Below are 19,881 nucleotides of genomic sequence, written 5' to 3' on the forward strand. Positions count from 1 at the left end.
GTGGCGCGCGCACCCGTCTACCAGACGCTGATCGTGGGCGCCGGGTTCAGCGGGATCGGTGCGGCGATCAAGCTGGCCGAAGCCGGCATCGGCGACGACGAGATCGTGATCCTGGAGCGCAGCGACCGGGTCGGTGGAACCTGGCGCGACACCCGCTATCCCGGTGCGGCCTGCGACATTCCGTCGCTGCTGTATTCCTTCTCGTTCGTCGCCAATCCCGGCTGGTCGCGGGCCTATCCGTCGGCCAGCGAGATCTATGCGCACATCGAGGACATGGTGGACTGGTTCGACCTGCGCCGCCACATCCGGTTCGGCACCGAGGTCACCGGGTTGGCGTTCGACGAAGACACCGGGGCGTGGACCGTGTCGGCGGGACGCAAGAAATTTCGGGCCCGCACCGTGGTGCTGGCGGCGGGCCCACTACCCGACTCCAGCTTCCCCGCCATCCGCGGCCTGGACACCTACACCGGCCACAAAATCCACAGCGCCCGTTGGGATCACGACTACGACTTCACCGACAAGAAGGTTGCGGTCGTCGGCACCGGCGCCAGCGCGGTGCAGATCATCCCGGAGTTGGTCAAGCAAGCCGGCTTCGTCAAGGTCTTCCAGCGCACCCCCGGCTGGGTGATCCCACGACTGGATGTGGCCATGCCGCCGGTGGTACAAGAGCTGTTCGCCAAAGTCCCCGCCGCCCAGCAGCTCGCCCGCCAAGCACTGTTCTGGGGGCACGAGGCCAGCGCCACCGCGCTGGTGTGGAACACCCCGCTGAGCAGCCTGGTGGCCCAGCTGGGCAAAGCCCACCTGCGGGCTACCGTCAAAGATCCCTGGCTGCGCCGTCAGCTCACCCCGGACTTCACCCCCGGTTGCAAACGCATGCTGGTCTCCAGTGACTACTATCCCGCGCTGCAACGCGACAACTGCAAGCTGATCGACTGGCCGATCGCCGCCATGAGCCCAGCCGGCATCCGCACCAGCGACGGCGTGGAGCACCACCTCGACGCCATCGTCTTCGCAACCGGCTACGACGTGCACCTGACCGGCCCACCGTTTCCGGTCACCGGGCTCGGCGGCAGGGCGTTGGCCGACGAGTGGACCCGCGGCGCCCAGGCCTTCAAGAGCATTCAGGCACACGGCTACCCGAACCTGTTCTTCATGACCGGCCCCAACTCCGGGCCGGGCCACAATTCGCTGCTGGTCTACGTCGAAGGGCAGATCGACTACGTGGTGCGTGCCGTCGGCGCGATCCGCGGCGGAAGCCTGCGCTATCTGGATGTGCGTGACGATGTGCAACGCCGCCACAACAAGCAGATTCAGCGGCGACTGGGCAAGACGACCTGGATGTCGGGCTGTCGCAGCTGGTATCTGACCGAAGACGGTTTTAACGCGTCGATGTACCCGGGGTTCGCTACGCAGTATCTTCGGCAGATGCGCAATTTCCGCCTCACCGACTATCACGCGGTGGCATGACCGCACCGGATCGTCCCGCCAAGCCCGACTCCATCGCCGGGGTGCTGGCGAATCTGCGGCGAGTTCCCCGCCGGGTGCGGCGCGAGTCCCGCGAGGTGATCGAGGCCGCGGTGACGCAGCTCTTCGAGATCGTGGTGCGTCACCCGGGCGGCAACACGGCATCGCGGGAGTACCGGATCGACGACCTGGCCCGATTGGGCGGCACCACCACCCGCAACGTGCGGGTATACCGGGACCGGGATCTGCTGCCGCCGCCGCGACGGGTCGGGCGGATCGCGTTGTACAACGACACCCACCTGACCCGGCTGCGGCTGATCACCTCAATGCTCGACCGCGGCTACACCATCGCGCACGTCAAAGAGATGATCGGCGCCTGGGAGCAGGGCAAGGACCTCGGCGACATCCTGGGACTGGAAAGCGCGATCGCCGGTAGCTGGACCACCGAGCGGCCCGAGACCATGCCACGTGCCGAGGCCGAGCGGCGAATCGGCGATCCGCCGGCGATGCAGCGACTGGTGGCGCTCGGGGTGATCCGGCTCAGCGAGGCCGACTCCCTGGCCACCATTACCCGGCCCAAACTGATCGATGCGTTCAACGAGGTCCGCGGCTACGGCATCGCCATCGACAAGCTCATCGACCTCTACGAGCAGTCATTGCCGCACATCGACGCGATCAGCCAGATGTTGGTGCGAGCCGGCGCCGAGCACGTTCTGACCCGGATCCAGCCCGGTGCACCCCTGCCGCCCGACACCGAGATCGCCGAGCTGATCGGCATGCTGGTGCGGTTTCGCACCCAGGCCGTCGCCTCCGTCACCGCCACCCTGGCCTCGTCGATCGAATCGACCATTGAGTCGATGGTCAGCGGCCTGCTCACCGAGTCGCTACTGCACTGACTCCGCGTTGGATCGCTTTAGGCTAGGGCGAGGAACAGCTTCTCGAGCTCGTCTTCGGAGAGCGGCGCTTTGCCGGTGGCGGATTCACCGGCCAGGCATTCGCGAAGCCCACTCGCGACTATTTTGAAACCCGCCCGGTCCAGCGCCCGCGAGACCGCGGCAAGCTGGGTGACCACATCCTTACAGTCGCGTCCGCCCTCGATCATCGCGATTACCCCGGCGAGCTGGCCGTGCGCACGGCGCAGCCGGTTCAACACCGACTTGACGCTGTCTTCGTTATCAAGCACGTGAGGTCCTCTCCCCGAGCCGCCTGTTATACCCTATAGGGTATCTCACCCTGGGGGCGGGGCGGCAGATTCAGCGGTGGGCGATCAGATACGGCGCCAGGGTGGCCAGTTTCTCGCAGGTCTCCTCGAATTCCCGCTCGGGCCGCGACTCGGCAATGACGCCCGCTCCGGCCCGCAACCAGCAGCGCCCGCCGCCCTCGTAGGCCGCCCGCAGCGTCAACGCCGCATCCAGCCCGCCGTCGGCCGAGAACATCACCACCGCACCGGAGTACAGCCCTCGTGGGCACTCGTCGAGCCGCAGAATGGCGTCGATTCCGGCCGATTTGGGAATCCCCGACGCAGTGACCGCTGGGAACAGCGCCTCCAGGGCATCCATCCGGTCCCGGGCGGGATACAGCCGCCCGCGCACCGTCGACCCCAGGTGCTGGACGCTCCCCCGCTCCCGCACGGTCATGAAGTCGGCGACGACGGTACTGCCGGGCTCGGCGATCTCGGTGATCTCCTCCACCGAGGTGCGCACCGAGATCGCGTGCTCCACAATCTCCTTGGCATCGGATTCCAGCTCGGCGCGAACCGCCGTGTCGATCGCGGGATCCCCGGTGCGGGCACGCGTCCCGGCTAGCGGCTCGGTGACCACCACACCGTCGCCGCGCACCTCGGTCACCAGCTCCGGGCTGTATCCGAGCGCCCGGATCCCGCCCAGCCGCAACAAGAATGACCGAGCCGGAGTGTTGTGACGCCGGCCCAGCCGATAGGTCGACGGGAAATCCAAGGCGAACGGGACGTCGACACAGCGCGACAGGATCACCTTGCGGTAGCTGCCGGCGCGGATCTCCTCGACCGCGGTCCCCACCCGATCGCGATAGCCGGCACCGTCGGCGTCAACCACAACCGCCGACGGCTCGGCGAGCGCGGGAACCCCGTCGGCCAACAGCCGCTCCAGCACCGCGACTGCGCGGTCACTGTGGCCGAACAGCTCGACCTTCGCAGCAGTGACGACGATGCGGGTCTGCGGCCAGAACACCCGGGCCAGCGCGGTACCCGGCGCCAACCGGCCTTGCAGCCCGAATCGGTAAGTGCCGAATTCGAAAGCCACCCAGCCAAATACCTCGGCGGCCTCGAGCAGTAGCCGGTCCACCGCCTCGCCGAGCACTGCGGCCGGCCGACCCCGCCAGTGTTCACGACGAACCACCCCGTCGCGGACCGTGCGTAACTCATCACTGTCCAGCTCGACGGCAGCGCGCACGCCGACCGCCAGGGTCCAGCTTTCGCCACGCTCGTAGAGCAGGTACTCCTGGCCGTCATGTTCCGGCAGTTCCGCGGCCAGTGCGGCCGCGAGATCGGCCGGCTCCACGCCGGGCGGCAACGGCACCGACAACGCAGTTTCGGAGACTGTTTCGACACCGACCTCGGCCACGATTAGTAAATGTAGCCTAACCTACTAAGTGACGTGCGCCTCGCCCCGCGAACCTGCTCAGAACGCCTTCAGCAGCGCTGTTCGCGCCTTGACGTGCAACTGCTCGAACTTGGAATTGCGCTGCCGCTCCATCTCCGCGGCCATCCGATTGCCCAGGTCCTCCAACTCGCTGTCCGACAGGTCTACCGGCGCCGGCGGGGGCACCAGGTCGCGCTCCTCTTCGTCGGCGTGGGCCTCCAGGACCGTGAGGAAGGAGTTCCACTCGTCGACGTGGCGAGGAGAGCTGGCCGGTGTCCGCAACGCCACCGCGAGCTGGTCGTAGATCTGCCGGTGCTCGGCGTGCGCGATCGCGATCAGCTTGCTGGCGGCCGCCAGCGCCGGATAGTAGATGTCGTCCTCGATCCGCATGTGGATGGTGAACTCCCGCAGCAGTTCATCGAGAGTCTGCTGCCGTTCCGCGGATCCGACCGGGGCTGCCTTGAACCGGGAGCCCAACCCGCGCAGCACATTGTGGTGGGCACGTAGCACGTCATAGGCGTTGCTCACTGTGCAATCTCCTTCTCGGTAGCAATTTCTGGGCACTGGAGGGCCTGCGGGGCGAGATACTTGACCCGGCCTTCACCAAGCGGTGTCAGCCCGGCGTCGCGCAGCTCGACCATTCCGTCGCGCACCCGCGCCTGGTAGCGGGGCAGCGGAGCGGCAGACGGCCCGCGCAGAACCGCACCCGTTTCCACGTCGAACTGCGAGCCGTGCCAAGGGCACACGATCCGGCCGCGGTCGACCCAGCCGTCTTCCATCGGCGCGGCCAAGTGCGGGCACAATCCGGCGAACGCCGAGACACTGTCGCCGTTGCGGCAGAGCACCACCGCGACGCCGTCGACGTCGATGCGCTTGGGCTTCTTGCCGACCGGAAGGTCCGCCTCTGGAAGCACCGGCGTCCAGGCGTCGATGCGCAGCCGATCACCGGATTGGTCGATGCCGATTCCGGAGCCGAACACCAGCGCGCCGCCCAGGAATCCACTGGCGGAGGTGATGCCGTAGCCGACCGCACTGGTCACGATGCCCCGCAACTGCCGCCCACGGCGCCGGTCTCGCCAGGACTGGATGTACAGGCCCGTGGCAACGAGATTCAGCACGCCGTGCACCAGTCCGATACGCCGGTCCTTGTCGTGGGTGTGCTGCCAGTCGGTCACCCCAGTGGCCGCTGACGCGAAATTGGCCGCGATCCCCAGCCCCAGAGCGCGCTGGGCGAATCGGGACGCGTCAAGGACCTCCGTCGCGGACTTGCTCGGCAACAGACTCAGCGCATCCAGGGCGACGGTCGTCGCAATGGCACCGGTGGTCAGCGATGCCAACGGCGGATGCACCGGGTGCCCCAGCCACACGCCGTTCAAGAAGTTGGCCACCCGGTCCCGGGCCCCGCCGAAGGCATTGAACCCGAAGCTCAGCACGTTCTCCAGCCGGTAGCTGGGCCGGTCCATCCACTCCTGTCGTCCCAGAATTTCCAGCACTCGCCCGCCGGCTCCGTGTGCCCGGTCCGCGGCGTCTCGCGCCCGTTGAACTGCCATCCCGTCGATCCTCCATCTGCCCCGGCTACGCCGTGATTTGGCCCTTGTTTGCGGAGTTACAACCGGCAGCGTATCCGCATATACGATTCCCTACAAGTAACGGATTACGATATTGCTGGTTGTGCCCGACCCTTGATGCGGCCTGCGCCGACGCGACACTTGAAGTCTGCACGAAATCGGTTATTCACCATTGCAATAACGGTGGAATAAGCCGCCATTCGGCGGCCCGAACGGCCGACCTGACAACACCAAGACAAGATTGCTGTGAGTATGTTGACAACGAGTTTTACGAGTAAGACGCCGACCGGTTGCCGTATCGCCTTTCCCGCATCTGCGGTTTCGTTCGTACCCTTGAGACCGGCCATCGCATCAGTGATGCCGACCCCCGCGACCGGATCGCAGTGATGTGTTACAGGCGTTCACAATTCGGTATCAGTCCTCACACAACGGTTGGCAGCAACGGCACCCCCGTGGACTATGGAGTCATGCTAAGTATTCGCAAACTCGTGGGATCGATGTTCGTAGCGACCGCCGCCGCGGCAATCGCTGTTGCCCCGACAGGCGTGATGCTGATGGCCGGATCGGCGGGCACGCCAGGGCAGACCGCGGTCGCCCAACCGCACGGTTCTGGCGGCCCGGACGGCAACGGGGGTGGCAGCGGCTGCGGCCACGACGCCAACTGGCAGGGTTGCGGCGGCTTCATCCCGGGGCAAGGCGGCTTCGGCCACGGCTGCCTCAACGGCATCTGCGGCAGCTGGGACAGCGGCCGGCGGTTTCGCCGCTGAACCGCGCTAGCCGAGCAGCGCACGGACGACCGCGTCGGCCAGCAGCCGACCGCGGTCGGTCAACACCAGCCGCTCACCGTCGATGTGCAGCAGTCCGTCGGTAACCGCGGTCGAGGCGCGCTCGCGCTCCGAGGCATCCAGAGCCGCCAGCGCCAGCCCGTCACGCATCCGCAGTCGCAACATCACGTCCTCGGTGTGCCGGTCGGCGACGGAGAGTTCCTCGAAGCCGGCCACCGGCAGGGCGCCTTGCTCCAGCAGCTGCGCGTAGCTGCTGGGGTGCTTGACGTTCCACCAGCGCAGCGCACCGTCGTAGCTGTGCGCGCCCGGCCCCGCACCCCACCATCGGCCGCCATTCCAGTAGCCCAGGTTGTGCCGGCAGGCCGCGCCCGGCCGGCTCCAATTGGACACCTCGTACCAGTCCATCCCGGCCGCCCGCAGCCGGCCGTCGATCAGCTCATAGCGACGCGCCGCCACATCGCCCTCGGGGGCGGGCAGTTCTCCGCGCCGCACCCGACGGGCCAACGCGGTGCCGTCCTCGACGATCAGGCTGTAGGCCGAGACGTGATCCACGCCCGCCTCCAGCGCGGCGTCCACCGAGCGCAGCAGATCGTCATCCGCCTCGCCGGGGGTGCCGTAGATCAGGTCGATGTTGAGATGTTCGAAGCCGGCGGCCCGCGCCTCGCGCGCGGCCGCCACCGGCCGGCCCGGCGAATGGATGCGGTCCAGGGTTGCCAGCACGCGCGGCGACACCGACTGCATGCCCAGCGACACCCGGGTGTAGCCGGCGGCTCGGATCGACTCGAAGAACTCCGGCGACGTGGACTCCGGGTTCGCCTCGGTGGTGACCTCGGCGTCATCGGCCAATCCGAAGTGCTCGCGGACCTGGTCAAGCACGCGCGCCAGCCGCGCCCCGCCCAGCAACGACGGCGTACCGCCTCCAACGAAAACCGTTTCGGCCCGCTGGCCGCCCAGCCGGGCCGCGGCCAGTTCCAGCTCCCGGTCCAGCGCTGCCACCCAGGCGTCGGGGTTTGCGCCGCCGAGCTCCGCCGGGGTGTAGGTGTTGAAGTCGCAGTAACCGCACCGGGTGAAACAGAACGGCACGTGCACATACACCCCGAACGGGCCTTGGGCGCCAGGCCGGGCCGGCGCCGCCTCGGGCAGCTCGACCGCGCTGAGGGTGGGTGTCATGGGGCCCGATCATCCCACGGCACAGCGGTCGGCGCCGGTTACCGCAAGCGTCTAGTCGGCTTGTGCGCCGAAACCTTCGGCGTCCTGGTAAAGGGCCATCAGATAGTGCGTCAGCGAACCGACCGGCGCGCTCGCCGCAGCGTCGCCGCGGGACGCACAGGTCGGCCATGCTCCGGGACCCTCGCTGGCCATGATGCGTTGGGCGACGTCAATCTGCTGCTGCGGGGACGCCTGCGAAGGCAATCCAACCCCACCGTTGTCGGCCCACGTCGCTGCGCTGATCTGCAGCCCGCCGTAGCCGCCGTCACCGGTGTCGGCCGACCAGTTCCCGCCAGACTCGCAGAGGGCGATGGCCTCCCAGTCGATCGGTTCGGCGCCGGCCGCGCCGGACAGTTCGGCGGCGCCGACCAGCAACACGCCCGCCGTCAGCGCTGTGAACTTCCTCATATCAACTCCACCTTGCTGGCCAGCCAGCGGCCGTCGACCTTGTCCATGGTCATTCGGATCCGGCTGTGGTCGAGCACGGGTTCGGGGTTGTCGGCATTGCGAACCGCCTGGTCAACCAACAACACCACCACGGCGTGGTTGCGGTCGACGGATTTCAGCACCGCCTCGGCAACGTGCCCGCGCGCGGTCGCCCGGTTGTCGATCAGTTGCTGACGCAAGCTCACGCTGGAACGGGTATGCATGGTCCGGAACTGGCCGGTTGATCCGTCGGTGATGTCGGCGAAATTGCGATCGATGTTGTCGGCGTCGATATTGCTCAACCGCAACACATATGCCTCCGCCGCCTGCACGGCCTGATCACCGGCGAGGTGGGTTTGGTAGTGCTGGGCCGCCAGCCATCCGCCGCAACCGATGGTGGCCGCTAGCGTTGCCACGGCCAGCCAGCGGCGCAGCTGGGCGCGGCCGCTCCTGCGCGGTGGCGGGTCGGCCACCGGCAGTGGTTCCCACGCCGATTCCCATCCGAAGTCGACACTCACCTATCCCACCCGCCTTCCGATCGGCTGTCCGTTTGCGGCGGCCCGGCGCCGGGGTGCGTCGCCCCCGAGCCGTTCCGATCCGCTCCCCCGGCCCGACCGACGTAGCATCGAGCACCAGATGAGTTTTGCTCACGCTGATCACAACTTTGCGCCGGTAAGGAAGATTTTTGGCATCCATGGCATAATTGGCCCTGTGACCGCCGCCTACTGCACCTCGTCCGGGGTTGCCTTGGTGGCTCGGCGGCATATCGATTTCAAGCGTGTTTGCAGCTGTCGCTGTCTGCCTTGACGTCGTAGAGCCGCCCACCTGTATTTTCCAGCTGGCCGCCGGACCTGCGCCGCCGCCGGAGACAGTCGCCGGTGAACCGCGCTCAATCCCGCCGGCTCCTCTTTGAAGGAGAACCCATGACCGCCACTCCGACTGCTCCCCCGAGCCGAGCCAAGCGCAGCGAGGCCCAGTGGGCGCTCGGCGAGACCGAACCGGTCAACCACAACGAGCAGTTCAAGCAGGAAGACCCGGCGCTGAACGTGCAGGCCCGGATCATCGATGTGTACTCCAAGCAGGGGTTCGACGCCATCACCAAAGACGACCTGCGCGGGCGTTTCCGCTGGATGGGGCTGTACACCCAGCGCGAGCAGGGCTATGACGGCACCTTCACCGGCGATGAGAACGCCGATCTGCTGGAGGCCAAGTACTTCATGATGCGGGTGCGCTGCGACGGCAAGGCGCTGTCGGCCGCCGCGATGCGGACGCTAGGTCAGATCTCCGTCGACTTCGCCCACAACACCGCCGACATCTCCGACCGCCAGAACGTGCAGTACCACTGGATCGAGATCGAGAAGGTGCCGGAGATCTGGGACCGGCTGGCCGCGGTCGGCCTGCAGACCATCGAAGCCTGCGGCGACTGCCCGCGCGCCATGCTGGGTTCCCCGCTGGCCGGTGAATCCCTCGACGAGGTGCTCGACCCGTCGCCCGCCCTCGACGAGATCATCCGCCGCTACATCGGCAACCCGGAATTCGCCAACCTGCCGCGCAAGTTCAAGACCGCCGTCTCCGGCCTGCAGGACGTCGCCCACGAGGTCAACGACATCTCCTTCATCGGGGTCAACCACCCCGAGCACGGGCCCGGCCTGGACCTGTGGGTCGGCGGCGGGCTGTCGACCAACCCGATGCTGGCTCAGCGGCTCGGCGCCTGGGTGCCGTTGGACGAGGTGCCCGACGTCTGGGAAGCCGTCACCAGCTTGTACCGCGACTATGGTTACCGCCGGCTGCGTTCCAAGGCCCGGTTGAAGTTCCTGGTCAAGGACTGGGGCATTGAAAAGTTTAGGGAAGTTCTCGAACAGGAGTACCTCAAGCGCCCGCTGCTCGACGGCCCGGCGCCGGAGAAGCCGACCGCCCCGATCGACCACGTCGGGGTCCAGCGCACCCGCAACGGCCTCAACGCGGTCGGGGTGGCACCGATCTCCGGACGGGTCAGCGGCCAGACGCTGGTCAAGGTGGCCGAGCTGATGGAGCAGGTCGGTTCGGACCGGGCCCGATTCACCACCCACCAGAAGCTGCTCATCCTCGATGTCCCCGACGAGAAGCTGGACTGGCTGACCGGCGAACTGGACGCGCTGGGTCTGCCGGCCAACCCGTCGGCCTGGCGGCGCAATTTGATGGCCTGCACCGGCCTGGAGTTCTGCAAGCTGTCGTTCGTGGAGACCCGAGTGCGGGCTCAGAGCCTGGTCCCCGAACTCGAGCAACGCCTCGACGACCTGAACGCCGTCCTGGACGTGCCGGTCACGGTCAACATCAACGGGTGCCCGAACTCGTGCGCTCGTATCCAGGTGGCCGACATCGGGTTCAAGGGCCAGATGATCGACGACGGCGAGGGCAATTCGGTCCCCGGCTTCCAGGTGCACCTCGGCGGCAGCCTGGGCGCCGACAGTGGGTTCGGCCGAAAGCTGCGTCAGCACAAGGTCTACAGCGATGACCTCGGCGACTACATCGAGCGGGTCATGCGCAACTTCATCAAACAGCGCAGCGCCGGTGAGCGTTTCGCCCAGTGGGCGGTGCGTGCCGAAGAAGACGATCTGCGATGAGGCCGCACAGCGAAGCGGAGTTGCGTGAGCTGGCCGCCAAGGGTGCGGCCGAGCTCGACGGCGCCAGCGCCACCGAGCTGTTGGAGTGGACGGATGCGAACTTCGGCGGGGTGAACGGCCCACGAGGTGGCGCAACCTGTAACTATGTCGTGGCGTCCAACATGGCCGACGCGGTATTGGTTGATCTGGCGGCCAAGGTGCGCCCGGGTGTGCCGGTGCTGTTCCTCGACACCGGCTACCACTTCGCCGAGACCATCGGCACCCGCGACGCGGTGGAGGCGATGTATGACATCGCGTTGGTCAACGTCACCCCGGAGCAGACCGTGGCGCAGCAGGACGCGGCCCAGGGCAAGGACCTGTTCGGGTCCAATCCGGCGTTGTGCTGCCGGCTGCGCAAGGTCGAGCCGCTGTCCCGCACGCTGCGCGGCTACTCGGCGTGGGTGACCGGGCTGCGCCGGGTGGAAGCGCCGACGCGTGCCAATGCCCCGCTGATCAGCTACGACGACCAGTTCGGGCTGGTGAAGATCAATCCGCTGGCCGCGTGGACCGACGACGACATGGACGACTACATCGTCGCCAACAACGTGCTGGTCAACCCACTGATCGATGAGGGCTACCCGTCGATCGGCTGCGCGCCATGCACCATCAAGCCAGCGGCCGGCGCCGATCCGCGCAGCGGACGCTGGGCCGGCCTAGCCAAAACCGAATGCGGGCTGCACGCCTCGTGACCACCACACTGGTGCTCACCGCACACGGCAGCCGGGATCCACGCTCGGCGGCCAACACCGGTGCGATCGCCGGTCACCTACGCCGGGTAGCACCCGAATACACCGTGCGAGTGGCGTTCTGCGAACACAACACCCCGAACCTGCGCGACGTGCTGCACCAGAGCACCGGCGACACCATCGTCGTCCCGCTGCTGCTAGCCAGCGCCTACCACGCCCGCATCGATATCCCAGCGATGATCGCAGAAGCCGGCGCTGACGTACGGGTCGCTCCCACGCTGGGCGAAGACAGCCGCCTGGTACAAGTTCTCGGCGAACGCCTGACCAGCGCCGGCGCCTCGCGATTCGACCCAGAACTCGGCGTGGTGGTGGTCGCCGTGGGCTCCTCGCACCCGACAGCCAACGCACAGACCGCCACCATCGCCGCACCCCTGTCCCACCGAACACATTGGGCCGGAGTAGAAGTCGCCTTCGCCACCGACGGACCCCAACCATCAGTGCCCGAAGCCGTCGAACGCCTGCGGGCACGCGGCGCCACCAAACTGATGATCGCCCCGTGGTTCCTGGCCCACGGCACAATCACCGACCGACTCGCCACCTACGCCGCACACGCCGGCATCCCAATAGCCGAGCCACTCGGCGCACACCGCCTAGTGGCCGCCACCGTGCTAGACCGCGCCGAAGACGCGCTAGCGCACGAGCAGGTCGCGGCCTAAGCGCCGGTAGCGGCCCGCCAACCGGGGTTTGGACGGCCGATCGCCAGGGTGCCCCTACCCGCGCGGTGAGCCTGCGAGCGCGCCGATGTGACTGAGCAGATCTCGAATTGGCCCGGCCGGCGGGGTGCGTCCGCCGACCCAGATGGCGCGGAGCTTCCGATGAAGGTCAAGTTGAGGGATGACGACAGCGCGCAGACGTCCAACGGCGAGATCATCAGACACGGCTAGGGCGTGTCTGACAAATATTTCGGGTGTTGTGGCTGAAGCTTTTCAGTATGTCGCGGTTTCAGTTGCTCACCGATGCGCAGTGGTTGTTGATTGAAGACTTGCTTCCCGTGCGGACGGGTAAGCGGGGCAGGCCTTTTCAGGATGCCCGGAAGATGGTGGAGGGCATCATCTACCGGTATCGGTGCGGGATCGCCTGGCGGGATGTGCCCGAGGTGTTCGGGCGATGGCAGACGATTTGGACCTGGCACCGTCGGATGAGCGGCGACGGTACGTGGGATCGGGTGCTGGCGCGTTTGCTGGCTGCTGCCGATGAGGCCGGGGTGATCGACTGGGCGGTGTCGGTGGATTCCACGATCGCCCGCGCCCATCAGCACGCCACGAACATCACCCGTGACACAGGGGGCTGGGTCGAATTACAAGAATCTGACGATCGAGCCGCCTGACCACGGCATTGGCCGCTCCCGCGGTGGGTTGACCAGCAAGATCCATCATCTCGTTGATGGCCGCGGCCGGCCGCTGGTGGTACTGGTGGGTGCTGGCCAATCCCACGATGGCCCGGTGTTGGGGCATTTGCTCGCTCACCTGAAAGTTGACCGCTGCGGTGGTGGCCGGTCCCGCACCCGCCCTGATCGCGTCCGCGGCGATAAGGCGTATTCCAGTCGCGCGATCCGCACCATGCTGCGGCGACGCCGCATCGGTGCGGTGATACCGGAGCCATCGAACCAGGTCGCCAATCGCCAGCGCCGTGGCTCGGCCGGCGGGCGACCACCGGCCTTCGACGCCGACGATTACAAGGGCCGCAATGTTGTTGAACGCAACTTCAACACCGTCAAGCAATGGCGTGGGCTGGCCACCCGCTACGACAAACTCGCCCTGGTCTACCGCGGCGCAGCGGTCCTGCGCGCAATCACCCTCTGGCTACCGCATTTGTCAGACACGCCCTAGTCGACTCATCACGGCCGGGCCCGCCCCGGCCAAGACCGCGGCGCGCACGGCCGCCGCCGACGTCAATTCCAGCACGGGTGGGGCCTGCTCGACCCCCTCGCTCAGGACATTGCCGAGGGCTACCGTCAGTGAATCGCGGATGCCGGAACGACGTTCGCGGGTCACCAATGGCGTTTGTGCGAGTTCGAGCGGGCTGACCTGGCGCGACCGCCGAGCCCATTTGTGATCCGGACGAACCACCACCACCAGATCGTCACGCGCCACCACACAACTGCCCAGTCCGGTCGGAATTCCCGGATTCTCGACAAAACCCAAGTCGGCGCTGCTATCACGAACCGAAGCGATTGCCTGCTCACTGTTGGTCGCTGTCAAGATCACTTCGGGCGTGACGCCGCCGAAGCGCGCCGCGGCGGCCTGTAACGACACCAACCAGCGCGGCACGAGCTGCTCGGCGATTGTCTGGCTCGCCACAACCGTGATTCGCTGACGACTTTCCGATCGAAGCGAGCGCAAACCCGCATCAACGTGATGGGCGACCTCAAGCAACCGGGAGGCCCATTCGGCGACAACCACACCGGCGGGAGTGAGTTCGGTGCCACGCGGTGTCCGGACAGCCAACGCCACCCCGATCTGCACCTCCATTGAAGCCAGCCTGGCCGAGACGGCCTGCTGGGTCAGTCCCAATTCGCGGGCTGCTCCACTGAGACTGCCGCTTTCAGCGATCGCCTGAAAGATTTCAAAGGAAACCAATTCGGGTACGCGGGGACTCAGCGCCATGGTCATTCATGCTACGGAACCAGCGTTGCAGAGATCTCGACAAACGGGACACTGAAACAGCCGTCTTGGCGGCCGCGATGCGACTGCGCCCGGCGCCCGGTGAGCGCAGCCTTCAAACCCGGCCGCCTCTCACTGACCAAAAACCGTTGCAATGCAACATTTTTCGACATTAGTCTCCCGAGGAGGGCTAACCATGACACCTCGTTGAACATTGCCCGCGACAGCCAACCCGGTGCGACATTTCAGAATCGCACTCACAGTGGATACACACTTGATTTGCGGGTGTTCGAAAGTTCCCGGCGGTTCTGGCATCCCGGAAGCCACAATGCCGTGTTGTGACTCCACAACAGCCAAGCCCCTAGTCTAGAACCCGGCACGGCAAGCACCATCGATGTATGACCACCAGCGAGCACACCTACGCCAACCCGGGGCCCTGCGCGATAGGTCACCACCGCGGCATGGCCCTCGGCAGGCACGAACAATGAGCCGGTATCACGTCGCGATCGTGGGGTCCGGTCCCTCCGCATTCTTTGCCGCCGCAGCCATGCTGAAGGTCACCACCGTCGACATCGCAGTTGACATGATCGAAATGCTGCCGACGCCGTGGGGCCTGGTGCGATCGGGTGTTGCGCCCGATCACCCCAAGATCAAATCGATCACCAGGACGTTCGAGCAGACCGCCTCCGACCCACGCTTCCGTTTCTTCGGCAATGTCATGGTGGGCGAACACGTCAGCGCAGTCGAATTGTCGGTCCACTACGACGCGGTCATCTACGCGGTCGGGGCTCAGTCGGACCGCGCCTTGGGCATCCCCGGTGAACAGTTACCGGGCAGCGTGGCCGCGGTCGATTTCGTCGGCTGGTACAACGGGCACCCGCACTGCTGCGACATGGCCCCTGACCTCTCGACCGGCCGGGCCGTAGTGGTGGGTAACGGCAATGTCGCGATCGATGTGGCCCGCATCCTGGTCACCGATCCCGACGCGCTGGCCCGCACCGACATCGCCGACCATGCCCTGACATCACTGCGGGCCCGCGGGGTGCGGGAGGTGGTGATCATCGGCCGACGCGGACCATTGCAAAGCGCCTTCACCACAATGGAATTGCGTGAGCTCGGTGAACTGGACGGGGTCGATATCGTGGTCAATCCCGAGCAGCTGGCGGATATCAGCGATGAGGAAGTCGCCGCAGCCGGAAAGACCGCATCACAGAATATGAAGGTGTTGCGCGACTACGCGACACGCACGGCGCACCCAGGCAACCGCCGTATCGTCTTGCGATTCCTCAGTTCTCCGATCGCGATCTCGGGCGCATCGAAAGTCGAACAGATCCTGTTGGGCCGTAACGAGCTGGTCACCAGCGATAGCGGGCGGGTATTGGCCAAGGACACCGGTGAGCGCGAAGAGTTACCCGCCCAACTGGTGGTACGGGCGGTCGGCTATCGCGGTATCGCAGTACCCGGGCTGCCGTTCGACACCGACCGGGGAACCATTCCGCACCAGGACGGACGGGTGGCGGGTAGCTCCAACGAGTATGTCGTCGGGTGGATCAAACGCGGTCCATCCGGCGTCATCGGCACCAACAAAAAAGACTCCCAAGACACCGTCGCCACCCTCATCGCGGACCTCAGCAACGCCCAGCACCCGCGGCCGGCCGACCGGGGTAGCGAGCGTGCCGAGAAGTTGGGCCGATGGCTTGCCGCCTGCCAGCCCAACCTGATCACCGACACGCACTGGCAGCGCATAGACGAACACGAACGATCGGCAGGTGTACGGCGCGGCCGACCCCGCGTCAAGCTGTCCAGCCTGGCCGAGCTGCTGCGCGTTGGCCACGCGTGATCGGTTCCAGCGCACTGCCGTATCGGTTACCCAACCCAGATCCCCAACCACCGACGAGGAGACAGCCATGGCCTATGTGATCACCGAACCGTGTGTCGATGTCAACGACAAAGCCTGCATCGACGAATGCCCGGTCGACTGCATCTATCAGGGCACTCGGATGCTCTATATCCAGCCCGACGAATGCGTCGACTGCGGGGCCTGCGAGCCGGTGTGCCCGGTCCAGGCCATCTACCACGAAGATGATGTGCCAGAGCAGTGGAGTGAGTACCAACAGATCAATCAGGACTTCTTCGCCGAGCTCGGCTCACCGGGCGGCGCATCGAAAATTGGGGTCACCGAAAGCGACCCGAGTGTTGTTCGGGCCCTGCCGAACAACACCGAGACGAACGTGGTGCCGTAGACGGTGGATTCCTGACCCAGCGCCGTGACCGGGCCGGGCGGGGGCAACCGCGACCAGATCGCAACAGCCTGTGCCGCCCACGCCCGCCCCCGGCCTGGTGCTTCACGACCCGAACACCCGCTACGTTGAGGCCGTAAATCTCTTCGCCCGCATCAGATTTCGACTTGTTTTGTCGCCGACGATCCGACAAGTTCAGGCTCGGCCGGCAGCGCCACCGCCGGGACCGTCGACCAACCCGAGTAGGGACGGCGCACATACATCGTCCAGGTGATGATCCCTGCGCCGACATAGATCGCCGCGAAGATCCAGAATGCCGCGGTGTCGGTCCCGGTGCTCTGGTACGACTGGCGAAGCACCAAATTGACCAGCACACCGCCAAACGCCCCGGCCGCCGCGGCGAACCCGATCAACGCGCCGGACATATTGCGTGACCAGTGGCGGCGTTCAGCCTCGTCGGGGAGCCCGCGGGTATGGCTGCGTGCCTCGATGACCGCGGGGATCAGCTTGAACACCGACCCCTTGCCGAGCCCGGCCATGAAGAACAACACCAGCAGGCAACCGATGTAGGCGACCATGGTGGTGGCGGTCGGGCCGCCGGAGGTGTGGTCGCTATGCGTGCTGACCGCGGCCAAAACCGTAGTTGTTGCGACCATCACGACAAACACGCCCAAGGTGACCCGGCCCCCACCGAACCGGTCCGCCAGCCGACCACCGTAAATCCGAGACAGCGCACCCAGCAGCGGGCCGACGAAAGCGAATTCAGCGGCGTGCAGCGACGCTTCCGCCGCGCTTTGTCCGCCGGCGACGAAGTTGATCTGCAGCACCTGGGCAAACGCGAAGGAGAACCCGATGAAGGTGCCGAAGGTGCCGACATACAGCAGCGCGAGCACCCAGGTGTCGGGCTCGACCATCACCGACCTCAGGGTTTGGACTTCGATGCCGTGCTCCAGGTTGTCCATGAACAGCGCGGCCACGATCGCCACCACCACCAGCAACACCAGGTAGACCGCACATACCCAGTACGGTTCGCGGTTCCCGGCCAGCGCTAGCACGACCAGCCCCACCACCTGCACGAACGCCACACCCAGATTGCCGATGCCGGCGCTGAGGCCCAGCGCCGAACCTTTACGCCGCTGCGGGTAGAAGGCGTTGACATTGGCCAACGACCCGGCGTAGTTCGCGCCACCGCACCCGGTCAGTGCGGCGCACACCACATACATCCACAACGGCAGACCGGGATGCGCCAACAGCACGATCGTGCCCGCGGTGGGGATCAGCAGCACCAGCGCCGCAAATACCGTCCAATTGCGGCCGCCCCACCGCGCGATGCCCAACGTGTAGGGGATACGCAGGCACGCCCCGGACAACGTGGCGGTGGCGCCCAGCAGCAGTTTGTCGGCCGGGGTGAAGCCGTACACCGAGGCCGGCATGAACAGCACCATCACCGACCAAAGCGCCCAGATGGAGAAGGCCACATGGTCGGCCGCCATCATGCACAGCAGGTTTCGCCGGGCGATCCTATTATTGCCGCCCTCCCATGCCGCGACGTCCTCGGGGTTCCAATCAACGATCCGGTGGCCCATATAAACTCCTGATGATTAAAATTCGCCGTCACGTACGCTAATCGCACGACCTTTGACTTTTCCTCCCGGTTGCTGTGAATTAGCGGTAGATATGCGCCGGGATAAATCGGCCACCGTTGCAACCAAAAATCAGCGAACGACGCGGGCAGCGGCATGGCCAGGGGGAGAATACAAGCCGCGATCCGGCCGCCGACGATCCCTTTAACAACCGCAGGGTGCGGAACGAGCCGTCGGCGAACACCAGATAGGCAGCCCATCTTCAGAACGAATACACCTGACACACAGTCTCTACAGCCATTCTTCGTAGAACGCAGTGGGAGAGCAGCGAAATGTCGATTGGCAACCAGATTGGCGGACCGGACGCGTCCAGCACGGTAGCATGGCGCGCCGGACAGTGTGATTATGCACGGAAGCTGCTGGTCAGCAACGAGTCTGAGCCGCGCTCGACCACGGCGGCCTGCGGCTGCCTGCACCGCCGCAGACACCGGCAATGGCGCAGCCGAGGGTCCTAGTACTGCAGCCGTAGTTCGTGATCATTGGTTTTCTTGTCGCTGGTAGTGGGAGAGCCGGGCTCGGTATTGGTGTCGTCGTCGCCATCGTGACCAGGCCAGCAGGCTGGCGATGGTGTGGCGGGTGGTCAGCAGCAGCATATCGAAAAGTCGACGGAATTCGTTGACGGTCAACGCAATCAGCCCGGTCGGGGTGGGATGGGTGTCGCGTTCGGCGGCGGTGGCCACGGCGAGGAAGGCGTGGGTGAGCATGGCCAGGGTGGTCCAGCGGTGCCAGGAGCGCCAGCGCCGCACCTGGTGCTGATCCAGGCCGGTCAGCCCTTTGGCTGCTTGGAAGGATTCCTCGATGCGCCAGCGTTGACCGGCGACGGTGACCAGGGTGTGCAGCGTGGTCCGACCTGGGGAGTAGCTGCGCAGATAGGCCAGCTCACCGGTGGTGTCGTTGCGCCGGATCAGCAAATGGTGGTGACCGGTGTCGGTGCCGCCTTCGGGTTCTAGGGTGATCCAGGCCCAGGAGTAGTAGCGCTGCCCATGACTGCCCGCACCGGCGGAGTGTTTCTGCCAGGCCCACGGCGGCAGCTGCGCGGGCAGTTGATCGACGCGGATCGGACCAGCCGCGGTAGGGACTCGCCGGTTGGCGGCCACCGCCAGCACATAACCCAGGCCGTGGCCGCGGATGGCGGCACGCAGTTTCGGGTCGGCGCCGTAGACCTCGTCGCCGGCCACCCAGGCCGCCGGAACTTTCGCCTCGACCGCACGGGCGATCAGGGCGGCAGCCAGGGTAGGTTTGGTGGCAAATCCTCTGCTATCACTAGGGATTCCCGCCTGCTCGCAGCGATCTGGGTCATCGGTCCAGCAGCGCGGCAGATACAAGGCGCGGTCGATCAGGGCATGCCCGCGCGGGGCGGCATACGTCAGATACACCGCGACCTGGGAGTTCTCAATGCGCCCGGCCGTGCCGGTGTATTGGCGTTGCACTCCGACGGTCGCGGTGCCCTTCTTGACGTCGCCGGTCTCGTCAAGAATCAGCACTGCGGCCGGGTCACCGAACGCCTCGATGACGTAATCGCGAAGATCATCGCGGACCGCATCGGCGTCCCAGTTGGCCCGCGCCAGCAGATGCTGCAAACCGTCGGGGGTGGCGTCACCGCGGTGTTCGGCGATTGTCCAGCAATTCTTGCGGTCCAGCCCCGAGGCCATCCCGGCCATCAGTGCAGCAGCATGTCGCAACGGTTCGTAGCGGGTGAAACGCGGCGCGATCCGGTCGATCACCGCAGAGAACTGATCCCACCACCGGTCAGGGTCTACGCTGGCAGCCGCGGGGGCCGCGGCATATTCAGATGTCTTCACAAACTCCGAACATGCTCCGGCCACCGCTCCTACCAGCGCAGACACGCCGAAACGCACCAGCCCCGAACTACGGCTGCAGTACTAGCGCCGCGAATTTATTCAGATCACAATCGTGAATATTCGCACGGGATCGCC

The 19,881-nt window shown here is 66.1% G+C and carries 19 protein-coding genes and 2 pseudogenes; 10 read left to right on the forward strand and 11 right to left on the reverse strand.

Annotated features, from left to right (window positions below; genetic code table 11):
* Both BN4346_RS34165 and BN4346_RS34170 read left to right on the forward strand, forming a co-directional pair.
* Entirely contained in the window at positions 1-1,467 is a 1,467-nt protein-coding gene (locus BN4346_RS34165) for a flavin-containing monooxygenase (protein WP_067971619.1), read from the forward strand.
* Positions 1,464-2,360, forward strand: coding sequence for a MerR family transcriptional regulator (locus tag BN4346_RS34170; RefSeq protein WP_067971623.1), 897 nt, complete (start codon positions 1,464-1,466; stop codon positions 2,358-2,360). The genes BN4346_RS34165 and BN4346_RS34170 overlap by 4 nt, the downstream gene beginning before the upstream one ends.
* 17 nt (positions 2,361-2,377) lie before the next feature.
* On the opposite strand, the gene BN4346_RS34175 is transcribed toward BN4346_RS34170, so the two are convergent.
* The 4 genes from BN4346_RS34175 to BN4346_RS34190 form a co-directional block, all read right to left on the reverse strand.
* On the reverse strand, positions 2,378-2,647 hold the full coding sequence (locus tag BN4346_RS34175; protein WP_067971626.1) for a metal-sensitive transcriptional regulator: 270 nt from the start codon (positions 2,645-2,647) through the stop codon (positions 2,378-2,380).
* 70 nt (positions 2,648-2,717) lie between these two features.
* Positions 2,718-4,064: a salicylate synthase gene (locus tag BN4346_RS34180; protein WP_067971629.1), complete on the reverse strand. Its 1,347-nt coding sequence runs from the start codon at positions 4,062-4,064 to the stop codon at positions 2,718-2,720.
* Positions 4,065-4,121: 57 nt separating this feature from the next.
* The gene (locus tag BN4346_RS34185) at positions 4,122-4,610 is read right to left on the reverse strand and encodes a hemerythrin domain-containing protein (protein WP_067971632.1); all 489 of its coding nucleotides are present in this window, start codon (positions 4,608-4,610) and stop codon (positions 4,122-4,124) included.
* Positions 4,607-5,632, reverse strand: coding sequence for a Rieske 2Fe-2S domain-containing protein (locus BN4346_RS34190; RefSeq protein WP_067971635.1), 1,026 nt, complete (start codon positions 5,630-5,632; stop codon positions 4,607-4,609). Before BN4346_RS34190 ends, BN4346_RS34185 begins: the two co-directional genes overlap by 4 nt.
* A gap of 515 nt (positions 5,633-6,147) precedes the next feature.
* On the opposite strand from BN4346_RS34190, the gene BN4346_RS34195 reads away from it, so the two are divergent.
* The gene (locus tag BN4346_RS34195) at positions 6,148-6,417 is read left to right on the forward strand and encodes a hypothetical protein (protein ID WP_067972404.1); all 270 of its coding nucleotides are present in this window, start codon (positions 6,148-6,150) and stop codon (positions 6,415-6,417) included.
* A gap of 6 nt (positions 6,418-6,423) precedes the next feature.
* On the opposite strand, the gene hemW is transcribed toward BN4346_RS34195, so the two are convergent.
* From hemW to BN4346_RS34210, 3 genes are read right to left on the reverse strand one after another with little or no spacing between them, the layout of a single operon-like run.
* Complete coding sequence (gene hemW, locus BN4346_RS34200; protein WP_067971637.1) at positions 6,424-7,605, reverse strand: radical SAM family heme chaperone HemW; 1,182 nt, start codon at positions 7,603-7,605, stop codon at positions 6,424-6,426.
* Positions 7,606-7,656: 51 nt separating this feature from the next.
* Complete coding sequence (locus BN4346_RS34205; protein WP_067971640.1) at positions 7,657-8,052, reverse strand: transglycosylase family protein; 396 nt, start codon at positions 8,050-8,052, stop codon at positions 7,657-7,659.
* Entirely contained in the window at positions 8,049-8,588 is a 540-nt protein-coding gene (locus tag BN4346_RS34210; protein ID WP_235653620.1) for a hypothetical protein, read from the reverse strand. Before BN4346_RS34210 ends, BN4346_RS34205 begins: the two co-directional genes overlap by 4 nt.
* 118 nt (positions 8,589-8,706) lie before the next feature.
* Here BN4346_RS34210 and BN4346_RS49900 point away from each other — a divergent pair, with 118 nt between their 5' ends.
* From BN4346_RS49900 to BN4346_RS34225, 4 genes are all read left to right on the forward strand, one after another.
* Positions 8,707-8,877: an Ms4527A family Cys-rich leader peptide gene (locus tag BN4346_RS49900; RefSeq protein ID WP_407695075.1), complete on the forward strand. Its 171-nt coding sequence runs from the start codon at positions 8,707-8,709 to the stop codon at positions 8,875-8,877.
* 116 nt (positions 8,878-8,993) lie between these two features.
* Complete coding sequence (locus tag BN4346_RS34215; protein ID WP_067971643.1) at positions 8,994-10,673, forward strand: nitrite/sulfite reductase; 1,680 nt, start codon at positions 8,994-8,996, stop codon at positions 10,671-10,673.
* Positions 10,670-11,401: a phosphoadenylyl-sulfate reductase gene (locus tag BN4346_RS34220; protein ID WP_067971646.1), complete on the forward strand. Its 732-nt coding sequence runs from the start codon at positions 10,670-10,672 to the stop codon at positions 11,399-11,401. The genes BN4346_RS34215 and BN4346_RS34220 overlap by 4 nt, the downstream gene beginning before the upstream one ends.
* Positions 11,380-12,114: a sirohydrochlorin chelatase gene (locus tag BN4346_RS34225; RefSeq protein ID WP_067971654.1), complete on the forward strand. Its 735-nt coding sequence runs from the start codon at positions 11,380-11,382 to the stop codon at positions 12,112-12,114. The genes BN4346_RS34220 and BN4346_RS34225 overlap by 22 nt, the downstream gene beginning before the upstream one ends.
* 54 nt (positions 12,115-12,168) lie before the next feature.
* Here BN4346_RS34225 and BN4346_RS48440 read toward each other — a convergent pair.
* Positions 12,169-12,342 (reverse strand): annotated as a pseudogene (locus BN4346_RS48440) (LysR family transcriptional regulator); the annotation flags it as partial.
* 47 nt (positions 12,343-12,389) lie between these two features.
* On the opposite strand from BN4346_RS48440, the gene BN4346_RS34230 reads away from it, so the two are divergent.
* A protein-coding gene (locus BN4346_RS34230; RefSeq protein WP_407695076.1) for an IS5 family transposase occupies positions 12,390-13,287 on the forward strand; the annotation gives its coding sequence in 2 pieces (ribosomal slippage) (positions 12,390-12,775 and positions 12,774-13,287; 900 coding nt in all).
* On the opposite strand, the pseudogene BN4346_RS34235 reads toward BN4346_RS34230, so the two are convergent.
* A pseudogene (locus BN4346_RS34235) lies at positions 13,285-14,064 on the reverse strand (LysR family transcriptional regulator); the annotation flags it as partial. The gene BN4346_RS34230 and the pseudogene BN4346_RS34235 overlap by 3 nt on opposite strands.
* A 481-nt stretch (positions 14,065-14,545) precedes the next feature.
* Here BN4346_RS34235 and BN4346_RS34240 point away from each other — a divergent pair.
* Positions 14,546-15,901 carry an FAD-dependent oxidoreductase gene (locus tag BN4346_RS34240; RefSeq protein WP_067971666.1) on the forward strand — a complete coding sequence of 452 codons (1,356 nt, stop codon included), beginning with the start codon at positions 14,546-14,548 and terminating at the stop codon, positions 15,899-15,901.
* A gap of 67 nt (positions 15,902-15,968) precedes the next feature.
* Positions 15,969-16,304, forward strand: coding sequence for a ferredoxin (gene fdxA, locus BN4346_RS34245; protein WP_067971667.1), 336 nt, complete (start codon positions 15,969-15,971; stop codon positions 16,302-16,304).
* Positions 16,305-16,456: 152 nt separating this feature from the next.
* On the opposite strand, the gene BN4346_RS34250 is transcribed toward fdxA, so the two are convergent.
* Both BN4346_RS34250 and BN4346_RS34255 read right to left on the reverse strand, forming a co-directional pair.
* Positions 16,457-17,887: an MFS transporter gene (locus tag BN4346_RS34250; protein ID WP_067971668.1), complete on the reverse strand. Its 1,431-nt coding sequence runs from the start codon at positions 17,885-17,887 to the stop codon at positions 16,457-16,459.
* A 533-nt stretch (positions 17,888-18,420) separates the two neighbouring features.
* The gene (locus BN4346_RS34255; RefSeq protein WP_067972415.1) at positions 18,421-19,665 is read right to left on the reverse strand and encodes an IS701 family transposase; all 1,245 of its coding nucleotides are present in this window, start codon (positions 19,663-19,665) and stop codon (positions 18,421-18,423) included.
* Positions 19,666-19,881: the final 216 nt, after the last annotated feature.

Origin of the sequence: Mycolicibacter icosiumassiliensis, from assembly GCF_900078685.2 — a bacterium.
Taxonomy (GTDB): domain Bacteria; phylum Actinomycetota; class Actinomycetes; order Mycobacteriales; family Mycobacteriaceae; genus Mycobacterium; species Mycobacterium icosiumassiliensis.

What these genes read in the sequence shown, in the direction of transcription:
- BN4346_RS34190 (WP_067971635.1), bottom strand. Translation starts at nt 5,632, where the DNA reads ATGGCAGTTCAACGGGCGCGAGACGCCGCGGACCGGGCACACGGAGCC.
- BN4346_RS34240 (WP_067971666.1), top strand. Translation starts at nt 14,546, where the DNA reads ATGAGCCGGTATCACGTCGCGATCGTGGGGTCCGGTCCCTCCGCATTC.
- BN4346_RS34195 (WP_067972404.1), top strand. Translation starts at nt 6,148, where the DNA reads ATGTTCGTAGCGACCGCCGCCGCGGCAATCGCTGTTGCCCCGACAGGC.
- BN4346_RS34250 (WP_067971668.1), bottom strand. Translation starts at nt 17,887, where the DNA reads ATGGGCCACCGGATCGTTGATTGGAACCCCGAGGACGTCGCGGCATGG.
- BN4346_RS34220 (WP_067971646.1), top strand. Translation starts at nt 10,670, where the DNA reads ATGAGGCCGCACAGCGAAGCGGAGTTGCGTGAGCTGGCCGCCAAGGGT.
- fdxA (WP_067971667.1), top strand. Translation starts at nt 15,969, where the DNA reads ATGGCCTATGTGATCACCGAACCGTGTGTCGATGTCAACGACAAAGCC.
- hemW (WP_067971637.1), bottom strand. Translation starts at nt 7,605, where the DNA reads ATGACACCCACCCTCAGCGCGGTCGAGCTGCCCGAGGCGGCGCCGGCC.
- BN4346_RS34205 (WP_067971640.1), bottom strand. Translation starts at nt 8,052, where the DNA reads ATGAGGAAGTTCACAGCGCTGACGGCGGGCGTGTTGCTGGTCGGCGCC.
- BN4346_RS34170 (WP_067971623.1), top strand. Translation starts at nt 1,464, where the DNA reads ATGACCGCACCGGATCGTCCCGCCAAGCCCGACTCCATCGCCGGGGTG.
- BN4346_RS34225 (WP_067971654.1), top strand. Translation starts at nt 11,380, where the DNA reads ATGCGGGCTGCACGCCTCGTGACCACCACACTGGTGCTCACCGCACAC.
- BN4346_RS34215 (WP_067971643.1), top strand. Translation starts at nt 8,994, where the DNA reads ATGACCGCCACTCCGACTGCTCCCCCGAGCCGAGCCAAGCGCAGCGAG.
- BN4346_RS49900 (WP_407695075.1), top strand. Translation starts at nt 8,707, where the DNA reads ATGAGTTTTGCTCACGCTGATCACAACTTTGCGCCGGTAAGGAAGATT.